9 protein-coding genes are annotated in these 16,790 nt (G+C 49.7%); 4 read left to right on the top strand and 5 right to left on the bottom strand.

Features of this window, described 5'->3' with window-relative positions:
* Positions 1 to 15: 15 nt before the first annotated feature.
* Positions 16 to 3,081 carry an SMC family ATPase gene (locus EKK48_28260; protein RTL35590.1) on the bottom strand — a complete coding sequence of 1,022 codons (3,066 nt, stop codon included), beginning with the start codon at positions 3,079 to 3,081 and terminating at the stop codon, positions 16 to 18.
* A 558-nt stretch (positions 3,082 to 3,639) separates the two neighbouring features.
* Here EKK48_28260 and EKK48_28255 point away from each other — a divergent pair.
* The 3 genes from EKK48_28255 to EKK48_28245 all read left to right on the top strand — a co-directional run bounded on the left by EKK48_28255 (position 3,640) and on the right by EKK48_28245 (position 7,479).
* Positions 3,640 to 3,852, top strand: a complete 213-nt coding sequence (locus EKK48_28255; GenBank protein RTL35589.1) for a hypothetical protein — start codon at positions 3,640 to 3,642, stop codon at positions 3,850 to 3,852.
* Positions 3,852 to 6,287, top strand: coding sequence for a hypothetical protein (locus EKK48_28250; protein ID RTL35588.1), 2,436 nt, complete (start codon positions 3,852 to 3,854; stop codon positions 6,285 to 6,287). The genes EKK48_28255 and EKK48_28250 overlap by 1 nt, the downstream gene beginning before the upstream one ends.
* Before the next feature lie 256 nt (positions 6,288 to 6,543).
* A complete protein-coding gene (locus EKK48_28245; GenBank protein RTL35587.1) occupies positions 6,544 to 7,479 on the top strand; it encodes a response regulator in 936 nt (311 codons plus the stop codon).
* Between the two features lies 1 nt (position 7,480).
* Here the strand turns inward: EKK48_28245 and EKK48_28240 are convergent, their stop codons facing one another.
* The gene (locus EKK48_28240; protein RTL35586.1) at positions 7,481 to 11,620 is read right to left on the bottom strand and encodes a hypothetical protein; all 4,140 of its coding nucleotides are present in this window, start codon (positions 11,618 to 11,620) and stop codon (positions 7,481 to 7,483) included.
* A gap of 92 nt (positions 11,621 to 11,712) precedes the next feature.
* On the opposite strand from EKK48_28240, the gene rsmG reads away from it, so the two are divergent.
* Complete coding sequence (rsmG, locus tag EKK48_28235; GenBank protein RTL35585.1) at positions 11,713 to 12,639, top strand: 16S rRNA (guanine(527)-N(7))-methyltransferase RsmG; 927 nt, start codon at positions 11,713 to 11,715, stop codon at positions 12,637 to 12,639.
* Between the two features lie 14 nt (positions 12,640 to 12,653).
* On the opposite strand, the gene EKK48_28230 is transcribed toward rsmG, so the two are convergent.
* The 3 genes from EKK48_28230 to EKK48_28220 all read right to left on the bottom strand — a co-directional run bounded on the left by EKK48_28230 (position 12,654) and on the right by EKK48_28220 (position 16,653).
* A complete protein-coding gene (locus tag EKK48_28230; protein RTL35584.1) occupies positions 12,654 to 13,550 on the bottom strand; it encodes a hypothetical protein in 897 nt (298 codons plus the stop codon).
* A gap of 75 nt (positions 13,551 to 13,625) precedes the next feature.
* Entirely contained in the window at positions 13,626 to 15,356 is a 1,731-nt protein-coding gene (locus tag EKK48_28225) for a 4-alpha-glucanotransferase (protein ID RTL35583.1), read from the bottom strand.
* Between the two features lies 1 nt (position 15,357).
* Complete coding sequence (locus EKK48_28220) at positions 15,358 to 16,653, bottom strand: adenylosuccinate lyase (GenBank protein ID RTL35582.1); 1,296 nt, start codon at positions 16,651 to 16,653, stop codon at positions 15,358 to 15,360.
* Between the last annotated feature and the right edge of the window lie 137 nt (positions 16,654 to 16,790).

Below are 16,790 nucleotides of genomic sequence, written 5' to 3'. Positions count from 1 at the left end.
CGTTGCTGCTTGCCGCTAGTAGACAAGCTGCAGTTGTGAGCAACCATCCACCTTGCTAACAGCGATCTGATTGGGGAACATCTCTTTGATGTCAGCCATGTGGGTGATCACCAGAATGCGGGCAAAGTCTGTTTGCACTGCTTTGATCGCTTTCACCAGCCTATCGCGGCTTATGTCATCTTGTGAGCCGAAGCCCTCGTCGATAATCAGCGTTTCCAATCGCGCCCCAGATCGTCTGGCAAGTAGCCTGGAAAGTGCAACCCGCACCGCAAAGTTGACTTTGAATGCCTCGCCGCCGCTGAACAGCTCGTAATTTCTGGTGCCCATTTCATCGGCAATGACTAACTCCAACGTCTCAGTTACGCTGCCCGATTTGTTTTTGTTCTGGGTGATCAAACCGACGTGCATTTTATTTTCAGTCAAACGAGATAGTATTCGGTTTGATTCGGTTTCGATTTCAGGGATGGCATTTTCGATGATCACCGCCTGAATGCCCTTCTTACCAAAAGCTTCAGAAAGAAATAGATAATCGTCAATTTCTTTCTTGCAGTCTTCTAGCTGTTTCTTTTGGGCAATGAATTCGCCCAGATCTTTGTTCAATCTTTCTATTGTGGATTCAATTACAGCCAGTCGCTTTCCGAGAGCCTCACGTTCTAACTGATTGGCTGCTAACTCTCCTGTTTTTGCCTCGAGTTCGACTTTCAGGTGAGGGGCACTGAGAATTTGCGCTTCCAGCTTTTGCAAGTCGTTTTGCAGTGAGACGACTTGTGCCTGTTTACTGAACAGCATCTCGCTGCAGGCTTTATCCGACTGTTCTAGAGCCGGTTTGTCGCTTAGCGCGCGCTGGAGATCTCTGAATAATTCGCTGTTGGGAAGCAGTTCTGAGATTTGATGTTTAAGTGCATCGTGGGCATTACGATCGTATGCGAGAGAGTTTAGTTTTTCTTGCAGCGACTTCAGCTGATCTCGTATCTCGTCGCCATAACTTTCGCCGGCAATTTGGCTGGTTAAGTTGGCGACTGTTTCCTCCCACCTGGGCATCTCTGTCTGCAAACGCTGCAGCTCACTCTTATCTCGCTGTAACTGCTGAAAGCGCGCTTCGATGTGACGCTGCATGCGCAGCTGGCTTTGCAGATTTGAATAGACGAGCGGATCAAATTCGAGTTTGTGTATTTCAGCTTTCAATGAGATGAGGCTCTCTTTTTCGAGCTGAGCGTAGTCCAGTTTTTCTAATCTGAGGCGAATTGTTTCTATTTCTGACTTCAGCTGAAGAATTTGATTCTCCGCGCGTTCGATAGAACCTAGTTTTTCGTTGTACTGTCCAATTTGAATGTCGAGATGCTTTCGTCCATCGAGTTTTTTGCGCAACTCTGCGTACTGTTTGCGCAAATTTCCGCGCTCAACTTCAAGCCTCATACACTGATCTTTGTGTTCCGATATTTGCGCATCCATAGCTTCGTTCTGTTTCAGGTAACGGGCTACGACGGCAGCTCTATCGACTATCGGGGCAGAGCACAACGGACAAATGCTCGAGTCTGCATGAGCATGCAACTCCGCAACTTTTTCCAGGTTTTCCTTTTGATTTCGTTTTAGCAGCTCGATTGCCTGTTCTGTTGTCTCCAGCGAGGATTTGATTTGCAATCCTCGCTCTTGAACAAGGTCAAACTCGGTTTCGAGCTTCTCCATTTGCAATGTTTCTGTTTCGAGCTGTACCTTCTGATTCGTCAGGGTATCTTTGCTGAGTAGCAGCTTTTCGAGGTCTTGCGCCGACAGCTCTTTTTGTCCGAGATCTGCTTCGAGCCTGATGCGCGACTCGGAAATTATCGATTGCAGATCGTTCACTCTGGCAGTCAGCTTTGTGAAGGTCTCTTGTGATTTGGTCATCTCAATTTCTTGTTTGACCAGCTCTTTGTATTGACCGTACGAAAGTTCTATCTTTTCGCTGTCGTGCAGATCTGCGTTCAGTTTTACAATTTTCTTTTGTGCGTCTGCGAGAGTGGCTTGAGCACCACCCAGTTCGTATTCGATGCGGCTGCGAATTTTTGCCAGCTGCGTCTGCAGTTCAGATTTCTGAGCGGTAAATTCCTGCATCGTCAGTGCTTTGCGATCGAGTTCTTCTGCTTCCAGTTTTAGTGCCTGAAATCGATTTGCGGCGCTTTCAATTTCAGGTGACTGTCTGACTAGCGCATCAATTTCGCCGAGGCGACGCTCAAGATCTTGCTTTTGCGCAGTTAGCTTTTCGATATCGCCTGACAGATCAGACAGTTGGGCTCGACTTGATTGGATTTTTTGTTCGGCGAGACTGATTTGTTGCCAGTCTGTTGTTAACTGCGCGACCAGGTTTGCTGCCTTCTGTGTTCGTTCATTGACTGTTTCGAATTCTGCTTTCACCTGATCAAGTGAAGATTTCGCTTCTTGCAAGCGACTTTCGGTATCTGCCTGTGTACTCAACGCATTTTCTAAGTAATCGGCTTTTGCCTTCAGTGTGCGCGCCGAGTCTTTCGCTTTGGCCTGTAACCTGTCGAAATAGGAAAGCCCGAGAATCTCGGACAAGACTTGTTTTCGTTCAGCTGGTGCTCTCGTTGTAAATTCGTCGGCTCGACCCTGGCGTAAGTATGCACTGTTGACGAAAGTATCGAAGTCCATGCGCAGCAAATCGCATATTGTTTTTTGAGTTTCACGCATGCTTCCAGATGTAAGCGTTCTCCATGAACCGTCGTCTTCTGTTTGCATCATTTCGGTCGAATTTGTACGTGCGCCTACCGCTGCCAGCACTGGTGTTTCAGTGCTGAAAACTTGAAGCTCGAGTGTGCCCTTACTGGTCGATTTGCTTCCGGTTTTAGAGGCTCCCTTCTGCCGCGATCGTCTGACTCGATATCTTTGACCTTCATGGGTGAAGACGATATCGACCCACATTTCCTTTTCGGTCAATCTGATCATCTCGTCTGATGATGCTCTGGCGCATTCCCATAATGCCCAGGTGATTGCATCGAGCAATGCTGATTTGCCCGCACCATTCTGTCCGGAAAGGCAAGCCACATCTACGCCCGACAGATCGAGTGTCGCATCAGCGTAGCTCATGAAGTTATGCAATGTAAGGCTATTGAGTATCACGGCGATGTTGATTCTAACTGAGATGTGACCATTCCAGTCATGCCCTTTTTTTCATGATGATCTAATTACAATGTATCGCGTAGTCGTCACTGGTGGTTGCGAACACTGTCAGCTCAAATACTATCAACGAACCTTCAAAGTGTTACCCGCTGCGCCTTTCGGGCAATGACAATGACTGAAACTTTGTTTGGGAGCGCGTAAGATTTTATGATTTGATGTATCGAGTGGTACTACTTTCGATATCAGGTGCGGGTTTAAAGTCGGCGGGAAGTAGTCGTCGGGTATATGGAATGGTGTCCTTATCGATATTACTGGTCTGATCTGTTTTCTCTGTATATATCTTTGGGGCGATCGATCCGCAATGTGCATATGCCGGCGCAGTTAAGTCTGGCTCCGCATTGGCTGCATCGTTGATTGCTGAGCAGACCTAGTCTGGCAAACATCGGCGTACGCTGCACCCAGACGTGGTTTGAAAGGGGGACATACGTCTTGTGCCTAAATTGTCGCGGCAGCAGTTTGACGACGTTGTCTATTGATTCGGCCGATTGTGTATATGTCATCATGCTCTCCTTCTTATTGATTTATTTAGTGATAAAGCGTCTTACTGTTATGTACGTCGTAAGTCTTGAAAAAGTTCAATTGCCTCGTGACGCTGATGCCGGATTTTGTCTCGACCTGCATTCTGTGATTGGTCGCTTGATTGCCATGGAGACGGTTTTGAGTCAAACTGGCTCTTAATGGAAAGCGAAAATCGATCTATGACTGCCTCGGTTATCGATGCCAACGACAGAATGGTCGCTGTCTATTTCTGCTTTTTTCTCTCTTCGTTTGCCGCATTGATTTATGAATTGAGTTGGCAGCGCATGTTGTTGCGTATTCTCGGCTCGACACTGCCCTCGGTGACCATAATTTTGTGTGTTTTTATGACGGGGTTGGCGTTTGGATGTTGGTTGGCGGGCAGGTTTGCCGATCGCAGCAGCAATCCTTTACTCGCGTATGGATTGATGGAGCTTATTGTCGGAATCTTTGGAGTCTTTTCGCCGTGGCTGTTCAGCAGTCATAGCGGTTCGGTTTTAAGCGGCTATGATGCATGGGCTACGCATCTTTTCTCACTATCGAACGTCGATTCATTCGAGCCATTCAACAGCTTATTCTGGTGCCGTGCTTTTTTCGCGTCGATTCTTTTGCTCATACCCACAAGTGCAATGGGTGCGACTCTTCCTTTTGTAACCAGGTTTCTTCAACAGACAGCGGGGCTGAATCAAAATCAGAATCGGGCATATTTGTGCAATTTAAGCGGGGCTGCCGCAGGCACAATATGCTCGGGCTTTGTTCTCATGCCCTACCTGGGATTGAATGTGGCAATCTATGTGGCTTCGTGTTTATCCGTATCTGTTCTGGTTGTAATCTTGACCAGATGTTTGCGCATTGGTTCGAGCGCCGACATACCCAGTGCCGTATGGCGCGGTGACAGATCGGTCTATCCTGTCGCGCTTGCTGTTTTGATAAACGGTGCTGTCAGCATGATACTCGAGGTTATCTGGTCGCGATTGTTTTCGCTGCTGGTTGGCAGTTCCACTTATTCCATCGCTTCTGTCTTCGCTGTCAGCATTGTCGGGCTGGCTGTCGGCACCTCTATTTTTGGGCGGCTCTCGTTGCGGATCAAATCACACAGAACTGTTATGGCTTTGATGTTTTGCGTAATTGCCGGCTGCTTGTACTTGAATCTCTGGCTGATTCAACTGTTGCCGTGGTTTTTCAATGTCAATCATGAGTTTTTCGCTGGAATAAATTCATATAGCGCTTATTTGTTCGAGCGCATTACTGTGATATCGCTATTGGTGCTGCCGACGGCAATTTTTTGCGGCAGTATTTTTCCTCTTGCTCTGGGCGAAATTTCCGAGCGTAACGAGCAAAATGCCGGTTTGCCGTTGCTTTACACATGCAGTTCTGTTGGTTCAGTGGTGGGAGCTGCCAGTGCCGGTTTCGTGTTCATACCGCTCCTGGGGCGGATGTTTTCCAGTGGAATGGAGAGCACGATTTGCCTTGTCATTGTTGTCGAAATTCTCTTTGCTGTTTACTTGCTCGTTTGTTCTAATTTCAAGAGCAAGTTCGTTTTGTTTGCCATTCCACTTGGTCTGGGTGCATTATTGTTCTGGCGACCGGCCTGGAACAGGTCTCTCATTTCCAGCGGTCTCCCATTTCTTTCTTTGCCTACAAAGGCAACAACTACTAAAGAAATTTTCGACCGCATTTTGAGCGACTCCGTCAACAACAAGTTGTTATTTTATCGAGAGGGTTTGAACACAACAGTTACTGTAAGTGCCAATCTTCCCCAGAATGTTGTCTACTTGAAAAATGACGGCAAGGTTGAGGCGGCGCTCCCCTTTAATACTAATCGTCCGGCTGACACCAGTGATCTGATTACTCATTCGATGCTTGGACGTCTTCCTGTTTCGCTCAACGCCGCCACTGAGCAAGATGTGTTTGTCGTCGGTTTGGGAAGTGGTGCCACCTGTGGTGCGGCTTTGCAGTCGTCGTCGGTAAAGCGTTTAAAAGTGGCGGAAGTGGAACCGACGATATTTGAGATTCAGCATTACTTCGAACCTGCCAACGGTGAACCGACTCGACCGGCATGGTTGAAAGACGGCAGAGTCGTTCCTTTCTGTGGTGACGCGCGTATGTCACTTAATTTCAGCAAGGAAAAATATGATGTTATTATTTCGCAGCCGGCTGAACCTTGGATTAGCGGTTCGGCCGACCTGTACACGACCGAGTTCTGGAGCGTCGCCAGAGCCAAGTTGAAGGATGGCGGTTTCTTTTGCCAGTGGATTCAGCTTTACGCTATTGATCCAGAGTTTCTTGCGGTTTTGTTGCGCACATTTCAGGATGTTTTCCCGAACACATACGTTTATCACTACCCTCGCGCCGGTGAGATTATTTTGCTTGGCAGCCTGAAGCCGCTTGATCCAGTTCTTGCTAAGCGAGATTCAAGCCTGATTGCCGGACCGGACCAGGTCCGCAATTGGTGCGAAATTATAGGGCGGAGAGCCAATAATTTGAGACTCAATACAGACGATAACCTGCTTACTGAATATGCTTTACCGCAGCGACTATACTTGAGTGAAAACTTGATCGAAGAAAATCTGCAGTCGATTATGAGTGTCAGATGATTTTGTTTTTGGCCAGTTTAGTACCTGTTGAGCTTGTTGCTCAATTCCTTTGGGCGGCGGGATGTGCGAGCACTTTGTGCTGTCAAGGGTAAGTTTTATCTGAATTGTGGCGTTATCCCTATAAGTTATATGGGGGCCGTCCTAGCGAAAACCATCGCCATATGACGGGTTTTGGAGTTTAATCAATGGTAGGTTGCATCCCCTGATGGGGTGAACCTGATATGGCATCCCAAGGAAACCAGCGGTAATTGTTTATATGAGCTACAGACTTCTTCTTATTGAAGACAGCCCAACTCAGCTTATGACCATCAAGAGAACTCTTGAAGGTGAAGGCTATACAATTTTAGAAGCGCGGAACGGCGCAGAGGGCTTGGCTCGTGCTTACAACGAGCTGCCTGATTTGATCATTTCAGATGTGGTCATGTCGGGCATTAACGGTTATCAATTAGCTCGATTGGTAAAAAATGATCCTGACCTGGCTCAGACTCCCGTAATACTGCTGACCAAGCTAGACGGCTCGGTCGATCGCTTCTGGGGTTTGAAGTCTGGAGCCGAACGCTATATTCCTAAAGAGCCGGGATTTCCCAATCTGATCAAGGCCGTTCGAGAGATTTTGGGAGAGGCTCAAGTGCAGCCTCGTCTTCGCATACTGAGTGACGCCAGCCGCAGCCCCACGTCAGAGGAAATCAACAATCGTCTGAATCAGCTGTTGGAACGATTGCTTTTCGAGGCTACCATTGTTGATGAGGTGCGCAGAATCGGTGAAGACATTCTGGACCTGGAAGTAATCACTGAAAAGCTGTTCGCTTTGCTGGCTTCAATCATTACCTATCAATCTTGTGCGCTTGTCGTCAATCAGGGACGGTTTTCCAGCCTGATGCTCGATTTGTCTAAAGACAGTCAGGAATCGGCAGTCAAGTCTTATGTTTCCAAGGTCGCCTTGCAGCTAGGATTGCCGCCGCTGCGTGAGGAAGTTCAGCGAACGGCTAATTTCCCAGAGAACGCGCTTACTCAGCCTATTGATATGACCGGTCTGCGCCTCGGATTGCTGATCGTGTTGCCTTACCCTAATCAGGCTTACAAACCTGGAGATCAGAAAGTAGTGCGATTGATAGCCGAACAGCTTTCGATCGTGCTCAGACTCTACCAGTCGCATGCACAACGAGAAGGCGCGCCAGTGCCAACTTCCTAGGCTATTTGCGCTTCTTCTTCTTGTCTTTCGAATCGCCCTTTTTCAATTTGTTCAGATTTCTTTTGAAGAAACCTTCATTTTCGTTGCCTGCATGTTCGTCATCGCCACCATCGTGTTCGTCGTCCTGTGATTGATCGTCATGGACTTCCAGCTCTCCTGTCGTAGCTTGATCGGAATGGGGAGCGTGCGTTTGGTCTAGGTTGGTCTCGACTCCGCTCTGTTTTGACTCAGTATCAGATGCGGTGTTAGAGTTGCCTTTTCCTAGTGTTATATTCGGTGCCACCGAATTTGGTGGATAAATGGAGATTGGCTGAGTTTCTTTTGAACCGTGAATCATCGGTTCTTCTTCTTCTTCTTCTTCTTCTTCTTCTTCTTCTTCTAGCTCGTCATGGTGTTGACTTTGCTGGTGCGCTGCCTGCTTTTCAGAAGAGGTCGTCTCTTCTTTGGGCTGTTCCCAGTCTAATTGATCTTTCCAGCTTGGCACAGCATTGGCTATTGAGAGCGGCGGCTTTTCCTCTGTTAAGGCATCTTGCTTTTCGCCAGAAGTTTGGTCTGGCGTTTTCTCTGCACCGTCGGTGGTGTCGTTTTCAGTTTCTTGCGGCTGATGCCAATCGAGCTGGTCCTTCCAGCTCGGGGCCGCATTGTTGCTTATTTTTAGCCCTTCAGGCTCGCCGGCCGGTTCGCTGTTGACGTTGCCCAATAGCTCTGCGAGACTTTGTTTTTCCGGATTTCTATCTATTAGCGAAGCGTCGTCATCTACTGGCAGGGGCTTGCTCCAATCGAGCTGATCTTTCCAGGTTGGCACCGCCGATGATGTGTTCAGATTTTGCGCAGGCGGCTCGGCTGGACGCGGTTTGACCGGCACTTCTTTGATTTGTGGGGTGTCGGGCAAGGATGCATCGCCGGATTCGGCAGATTTCTCTGTTAACTGCGAAAGTTCAGCGGCAGTTATGTATCCGTGATCGATCAGCGTGTCGGAAATGTTGGCACCGCGAGACTGCGACAATTCCATAGCGACCTGGAATTGTGCGACTGTTATTTTCCCATCCCTGAGCAATGTTTGACCAAGCAATACCGAGTCCAGGTCGCGCTCCTGGATGAAGCCCTGGCGCACTAGAAATGTGCCAAATTGTACTTCCGGCATAGCCTTGTGCATGTCGCAAGCGATTTCCAATTCGGCTTGCTCCAGCAAGCCTGCACATTGCAGCAGTTCGCCTATTCTGAGCGGAGTCCGCTGACCGATCCGTTGTGGCTCTTCTGCATGAGGTGCGGGCGCATCGGGCGAGCCGCGGAGACCCATGTCTCGGAAATCATAGTCAGTGCGTGTAACGGGATCACACAAGATGTCTCGGGCTACCCAGTTGCGCCGCAGTTCTTTGAGCAGTTCATCGCGCTCGGGTCTGACCGCAGTTTTCAGTTTTAGTAGGATTTTTCTGATTTTGCGCAGGAAGTTCTTGTGTATCTCCTCAAATGGTGACATCTGAGAAACGCCAAGCATGGCATACAGATCAGGCGGCTTCGGCGCAGCTGGAGCCAGCGGTACCTCTTGCCCTGTGATTTCCACTGCCGCTGGCGCTTCTGTTGCCGGTATCGCATTTGGTGCTGCAGTCGCTGCTGGTTTGACCGCTGGTGTCGATGCGACTGTTTTTGTCGGCTCTTGTACCGGCACCGAGGTCGGTCCTTGATTGGAAGCCAAATCCGTGACCTGTCCCTGGTCTGACGACGGCGGTGCTGGTTGCAGCGTGGCGGGCGTTGGCGCATCCTGTGCATCAAGATAGAGCGATGCTGCTGGATTTATTACAGGTAACTCGGACGTGATGTCTTGCTTATGTTCCGTATCTGGTTCGGTGTCGCTGCTGACAAATTCTGCCTCGATAAAGCCACCACGGGCAGGGGCCTTTATTGTGCTGTCTGCGGCTGGTTGTTTTTCTGCCTCCAGGCTGAAGTCGATGTCAGGCTTGCCTGCTTTGGCTTGCAATGTAAAATCAATATCGGGTTTGTTTGGCTTTGTTTCTGATTGCAGGCTGAAGTCGATATCGGGCTTACTCGGCTGGGTCTCTGATTGCAGGCTAAAGTCGATATCGGGTTTCTTTGGCTGCTTTTCTGCTTCCAGGCTAAAGTCGATATCGGGTTTCTTTGGCTGCTTCTCTGCTTCCAGGCTGAAGTCGATATCGGGCTTGCCTGGCTGCGGCTTTGATTGCAAGCTAAAGTCGATGTCGGGCAGATTTGGCTTGGTTTCAGCTTGGGGGGCTGGTTCTTGTGATTCTGCCTTGATTTCCGACTGCAGTGAGAAGTCTATGGCAGGCATCTTCCGAGGAATCGATTGACTTGCCTTTCGTTCAGCATATTCTGCGGCTTGCTGATTGCGAATATCATCAAGCATCTGGTTTGCACCAATCTGGGGCAAATCTTGGGTGGCGTTCTGCAATGATTTTGGCGAATCTTGTTCAGCCTCCCGCGGCGCCTGGGGACTTTCTTGAATTGAGTCCTGAGTCAAATCCAGAGCGCTGGTTTGTACATTCTCCGATGTCTCTTGATCGGAGCCGGTGTTGTCCTCCGCCAGATCAGCATCTGGGAATTCTTTTACCTGAGGCAGGTCTTGTGTCGTGTTCTGGCGAACCTTTGGTAATTCCTGCGCTGGACTTTGCAGAACGGGCGAGATCTTGGGAAATGCTTGCGGGGGCGGTTGACGCAGTTCAGGCGGCAAGTCGGCTGAACTGGTGAACGTGGAGCTGCGATTTTCAAATTGCCCAAAACTTGGCGGCTCAGGAATTGCGTCGAACGGTCCGACCTGCCTTTCTGCCGTATTTGGAAATTGCGGCGGGATGTGCGGTACGTCCGCGGTTGGGACTGAGTTCTGAGCTTGAGAGGTTTCGATTATCGAGGAGCCGAAGATCTCGGCATACTCGGATGACTGGTGATCGAATGGCAGCTCCACCTTTTTGGGTGGCTCCGGCTTGCGCATGCGAATGAACTCTTCTTCTTCCGTGAGCGGTCTCGCCGGTTCTTCCTGAAAGCTGCGGGCAGCAGGCTCAAGTGCGGCTTCTCTCGTGCCGAACTCACTCGTCGATTGTGAGCCGTGTGATTTATCAGACTCATCGACCGTTTCGACGAACTGCTCGCGGGTCTGTTTGTATTTCAAGTATTGGGCGATGGCGTGGGCTTGCTCCGGGGTTTGCCTGCCGAAACCGCCGGCGGGTTGGCGTACCGAACTCTCGCGAGACGGCGCCAATTTGTCGCCGGCTTGGGTGACTTCGGTGTCGTCCTCGTCTTCGGCTTCAGTGGAGATGGTCTGCTGATCGCCTTCTTCGCCTGCTCTGGTATATTCGGTTCGCTCGAATTCTGTCTGCTCGTCAGAGAACTTCCCGTCTTCGGTCTGGTCACTCTCGGTCTGGTCACTCTCGGTCTGGTCGTAAGCGGGTTGAGCGTATCCGGACTGGTCACTACTCTCGACCTGGTCGTAAGCGGGTTGAGCGTATCCGGTCAGGTCACTCTCGGTCTGGTCGTAAGCGGGTTGAGCGTATTCGGTCTGACCACTCTCGGTCTGCTCATCGTACGCTTCCCCATCGGCAGCCTGTGCGTATTCAATCTGCTGGCTCTCGGTCGGCGCGAACTCAGGTTGCTCGTTTTCGGTCAGCTCGCCTTCGGTTGGCTCGAATTCAGGCTGCTGGTAGTCTGGTTGACCGAAGTCGGTTTGTTCGCCTTCCACTGCCTCGTACTCAGGTTGCTCATACTCGGGTTGGCACTCTTCCCCGGCATCGGCATGTTGAAAAGCGCCCTGCTCTTCGGACGATTGGTCTTCATAGGCTTGTTCTTGATATCTTGAATCTTCGCTGTCAGCGTCATCCAGTGCAGAATCCGGCCTGTCGGTGGCGGAGCTGTCATAGTCATAGATAACTTCATGACTTTCGGGTACATCCGATTCGTGGCTTACAGTGTCGCCGTTCGTTTGAGCCGGCGCTGCCTCAGTGGTCGAAATGCCGTTGCCAGCCTTCTGGTCTTTCAGGAGCAGAAACAGTTGCCGGTGAGCGAGGCTTACTCCGTCAGAATCGCCCCGTTCGAAACTTTGTTTCAAAGCTGCCGCCAAGACGCGAGTTTCCAGCTCGATTCGGGTTCTGATGTTGAGTTGGACAATGGACATGTGTACTAATAGCCTGCCTGAACGCGCCTCATCCGGTAGGTAGTGCCCGCAGTCACCGTACTAATTATGCCTTTCTCAAGCACTATTAACACCTGTTCAGCAGTCGTATTAGGTTAGAAATTAAGTGTTCATACAAGCTTACAGCAAATGACTATACAGAAATACTCATTGGCTCAGGCGCTCGGGCATTTTTGATTTTTGGGCTCTATAATTTGGGTCTCAAAATTTATTGGCATTTGAAACGGCCGGAGCGAGGAATTCTGAACACCGAAATTGTGCAGGCCATTGAGCTTTTGTCTGAGCGAGCCGAGAAACTCTCAGTTCGATTCAGTGATCGACAGTCTGATAAGCTGGCCCGCTTCCTCGAGCATCTCGAGCAGTACAATCAGCATACTAACCTGGTTTCCAATGCCGCTCCAAAAGTCGTTGCTCTGGAGCATTTGCTCGATTCGATGTCGCTCATTGAGTCGGTTTCGCATCAGATTGAGAAGCGAAAAAAGGGTGCCAGCCGGTTGATTGACATCGGCTCCGGCGCAGGATTTCCCGGCTTGATCTTGGCAATTATGTTTGCAGATCTTGATGTCACGCTGATGGACTCGATCGAGAAAAAGACAAGATTCTTAGAAGCGACTGCTGATTTGTTGGATTTGCAAAACGTCTCCGTTTTGACGGAACGAGCAGAGTCGATCGCGCACCATCCGCAGTATCGCGAAACTTTTGATATCGCCACCGCGCGAGCAGTGGGCGGATCCGGCATGATCGTTGAACTGGCACTGCCACTGCTTAATTTGGGTGGGGTGCTTATCTTGCAGAAAACGGAGTCTCAACTCGTCGATGAAAGTCACAAGGCACGCAAAGCTGCTAAGTTGCTAGGTGGTGTCATGGGCAGTGTCGTTGCACTTGATCAAACGATTTTGGGAAAGGCTCGATCGCTCATTCTCGTGACCAAGGAAGAACATACCGCCGATAAATATCCACGAGCCTGGAAGAAAATTAAAGAGCATCCGCTTGGTCAGTGATTAGCTCTGGCCGCTTATACTGCCGCGCCTTCAGATTCAGGCACCAGCCAGCCTTCAGCAGATGCCTGCATTTTGGCTTGTTCTTCATCGCTGTCGATTGTTAATTCGAACAACCGGCGCTGGCTTCCAAAAACATATTTTGCTCTGTTTACAAGTGCCGTGATATCGATGCAGTCGTGAGCAAAGATTATGTTGTCCGGGTGCCTGTACCAGGAATCGCCCGGCGGCAGAACGATGTCAGCAACCATGTCTCCGATTTCGATTTCCTCACGTGGCTTCTGAGCTCGTGGCGGCCAGTTCAGGAAATATTTTTTCGCGTCGAAGCCGAGACTTTCGACTCGGCCCAGATAGGCAGAGGTCTGTTCGTCAATCGTGAACCCTGATTCTTCGTAGGCGCGCAGCTCATCGATCCACACTTCTTTGAGAACCTCGGCCACCGTCTGCATGTGAGGTTCGAGTCTCCACATTTGTGACGTCGGCAGGTATGACCGAGAAGGTCTGAACTCCCATGAATCTTCCGTATATCGCACTTCATACTGATGTGTGTGGGCCCAGGCCGTCATCAATACGCTCATCCAGATGTTGTTGTCTTTGTAGACCTTGGCATAGCTTTTCTTGAACCAGTCTTGCCATTCATCGAATCTGTCGTACTGTCCTGAGCGTTTGGTCAGACCTTCGCGCCATTCCCGTTCGTCCGGCAACGGATCTTCCGCGTGGAAAAATTCTTCCCAGTAGGCACTGACAATCGCCGGCTCGAGCAAGACAAGGTCAGGCTTGCCCATCTGTTGTTCCCAGAGCAGTTGGCAAGTCTTGATTGATTCTTCGCAACGCGAGTACGGGTTGGAGTCTTTGTAGTCTTTGTTGTGCCGAACCCAGTCAACACCGGCGCGTATTAGGAAAGCAGGGATCATTTAGACGGGAAACTCCACAGGTTCACCTCAGGTTACCAGCATAGTAGACCATTTTTAACCAAGTATTATGGCAAACTAAACCGAAGCGCTCAGTACTTTTGGCGTGCGTCGCGTCTTTTCAATCAGTTCAGCGCATTTCTTGATTCTGCCTGCGTATTGCGGGTCTTTCTCATACTCGGTCAGCGGCCGGTCCAGACGCTGACTCCAGTTTAAATCACCGCTCAGGCCGGGCTCGTTGAACCGCTGCGAAGTTCCAAGCAGGTCGGTGATCATAAACATGGCTACCCAGCAATGGGTTTTCAGGAGGACATCCATGAAAACGACATGCAATTTTTCGTCGAATTTCACTGGCGGCTGTTCTTCATCCAGACCGAGAAAGCGCATCAGTCTCTGAATCTCGAGCCAGCCTTCGTCGCCTTTTGGTCCGTGCCAGTAATCGACCAGCCCTTTGTAGAAAGAAGCTATCGGTTGGTGATCGTGAGTGCCGTAGGTGGCCAGACTCAGCGCAGGCAAATCTTCCTTCTCTTTGAATTCACGAGTTTCTTCGATGCGCTCAAAAATTGGAATGGCAAAACCGGCAATACCTAACTTGTGAATTAGTGGTCTCACATATGGTGGCACTGTGCCCAGGTCTTCCGCCACAATGCCTGACGACCCGGCAGCATCCATCAAGACTTTCAGGATGGCTTCGCCGTCTGCACAGTTTGCTTCAGCGTCTTCCTCCTCTTCGTCACTGCGTGGCAAAAATTGTGGCAGCTTTCCGTCCGTCAGTTTGGCGGCTTCCTTTTCAGTTAATTCCGTGAATTCGCCATTTCGTTCCGGAATCCAGGGAAAGGCATAAACTCTGAAAAATCCGAGCACATGGTCGATGCGGAAATAGTGGAAAAGTTCGGTCAGGTGTTTGACGCGCTGACGCCACCATGCGTAGTTCTCGCGCTTATGTTCGGACCATTTGTACAGAGGCATACCCCAGTTCTGTCCCCATTTTTGTGTGAACAAATCTGACTGGAAAAAAGTTTCGGGTGGAGCACCGCATGACCAATCGAGATCGAACAATTGTTTTTCAGCCCAGACATCGGCGCTGTAGCGGCTGACTCCAAATGGCAAATCGCCCATCAATTGCACTTTCTTTTGCTCGGCATATTTTTTGATGTCGGCCCATTGCTGATATGCGACCCACTGAACATACGACCAGAATTGGCGATTTTGCTTGCGGTTCGGTTTGCTTCCTGTTTCTGATGCACTCTCAGCGCTCTTGTAGTCCTGAAGTTCTGTTTCCCACTGCGTCCAGCAGGCGTTGCCGTCATGTTCGTCCATGAGCGCTCGGAAAAGCGAGTAGGGCTTCAACCAGCGTGTATTTTCTTTTTCGAATTTGGTGAATGATTTTGCTTTTTCTGAATTCTTTTTGACATCGCCTGTGGTGAAGTTTTCGAATGCAGCTCGCAATAAGTCGGCTTTGAGCTTCTTCACTCGCGGATAGTCGACTGAGCCCGCTCTCAGCTCTTTCAGCAAGGCAGTGTCAGCCAGTTTTGTGAAAATCTCTTTCGTCAGCCCTGGTATCGCATCTGGTGCAACGGTAAGCAGCGCCGGGTCAAGAGCAACAGAGCTTATCGCTCCATACGGACTGTTGTCACCGCCTGTTTCGTTGATTGGCAAGACTTGCAAGATGCCGATTTTGTTATGGCTGCAGAAATCGATGGCGTCTCGCATTGCCGTCGTATCGCCGATTCCGAGGTCGTTGGCATGGCGCAGTGCGAATACAGGTACCAGTATTCCGGCTAATTTTTTCTTTGTGTCGATGATCATTTTAAATCCCTACTCGCTCAAAAACGTGGTCAATATTTTTCAGGTAGGACGCCGGATCGAAGCATTCGTCGATTTCTTTCTGTGACAAAATCGCTTTCACGTTGTCGTCATTAGAAAGATTGTTTTTGAAGTTGCCGTCGCCTCTGTTCCAGGCTGCCATAGCGTTTGATTGCGTCAACTTGTAGGCTTCTTCACGTGAGAGTCCTTTGCTGATCAATTTCAGCATCACAGCCTGTGAGAATATGACCCCGCCAAATACGTCCATGTTCCTGTGCATATTTTCGGGATATGCAACGAGCCCCTGCACAATTTTCGTGAAGCGAGCGAGCATGTAGTCGAGCAGAATAGTTGAGTCTGGCAATATGATGCGTTCGACTGAGCTGTGGCTGATGTCTCGTTCATGCCAGAGCGGAATGTTTTCCAGTGAAGCCATGGCATTGCCGCGAATTACTCGCGCCAGTCCGGAAATATTTTCACTGCCGACGGGGTTGCGTTTGTGCGGCATCGCCGATGAACCCTTTTGACCGGCTTCGAACGGTTCTTCCACTTCCAGAACGTCAGTTTTTTGCAAGTGCCTGATTTCAGTGGCAAATTTGTCCAGGCTGCTTGCGATGATGGCCAGCGTGCACATGAATTGTGCATGACGGTCGCGTTGAATGATTTGTGTTGAGACTGGAGCCGGTGTGAGATTTAAATATTTGCACGTAAGCTCTTCTACTTTTGGCGAAATATTGGCGAATGTTCCGACCGGTCCGCTGATTTGACCAACCGAAATAACTTGGATTGCATCAGCCAGACGTTTCTGGTTGCGTCGCACTTCTTCTAACCAGACAGCCAGTTTGAACCCAAACGTCATGGGCTCGGCATGAATGCCATGTGATCGACCGACCTGCACCGTGTGTTTGTGTTTGCGAGCCTGAGCCAGGATTGCATCATGCAGGTCTTGCAAATCTTTAGTCAATATTTCGCTTGCCTTGCGAAGTTGCAGAGCAAGACCTGTGTCTATTACGTCGGAACTCGTCAGACCCAGATGAATAAATCTGGAATTTTCGCCGACATTCTCATTGACATTCGTAAGGAAGGCTATGATGTCGTGCTTTACTTCTGCTTCTATTTCCTTAATTCTGTCGATATCGAATTTGGCTCTGGCTTTAATGTCAGGTACCGCTTCTTTAGGAATAAATCCCAGTTCTGCTTGCGCTTCGCAAACCGCGATTTCAACGTCTAACAAGGTCTGAAATTTGGATTGTTCAGACCAGATCGCCCCCATTTCGGGGCGGGTATACCTGTCTATCACCGAAAAAGCCTCTATGTGCACGCCTTGAACGAAGCGCCTATTTTACAATGGCGGTCTTGTGCGCCGCAGCACACGTAAAGAGTATTCATCGCTTTGTAATCAAATCTGGGTTGAGGATAATCTGATGCAGGAATGCG

The organism is Candidatus Melainabacteria bacterium (assembly GCA_003963305.1).
In the GTDB taxonomy this organism is placed as follows: Bacteria; Cyanobacteriota; Vampirovibrionia; order Obscuribacterales; family Obscuribacteraceae; genus PALSA-1081.
The sequence above is the reverse complement of the archived record's forward strand: the minus strand, read 5'-3'. Positions and strand labels throughout refer to the sequence as shown.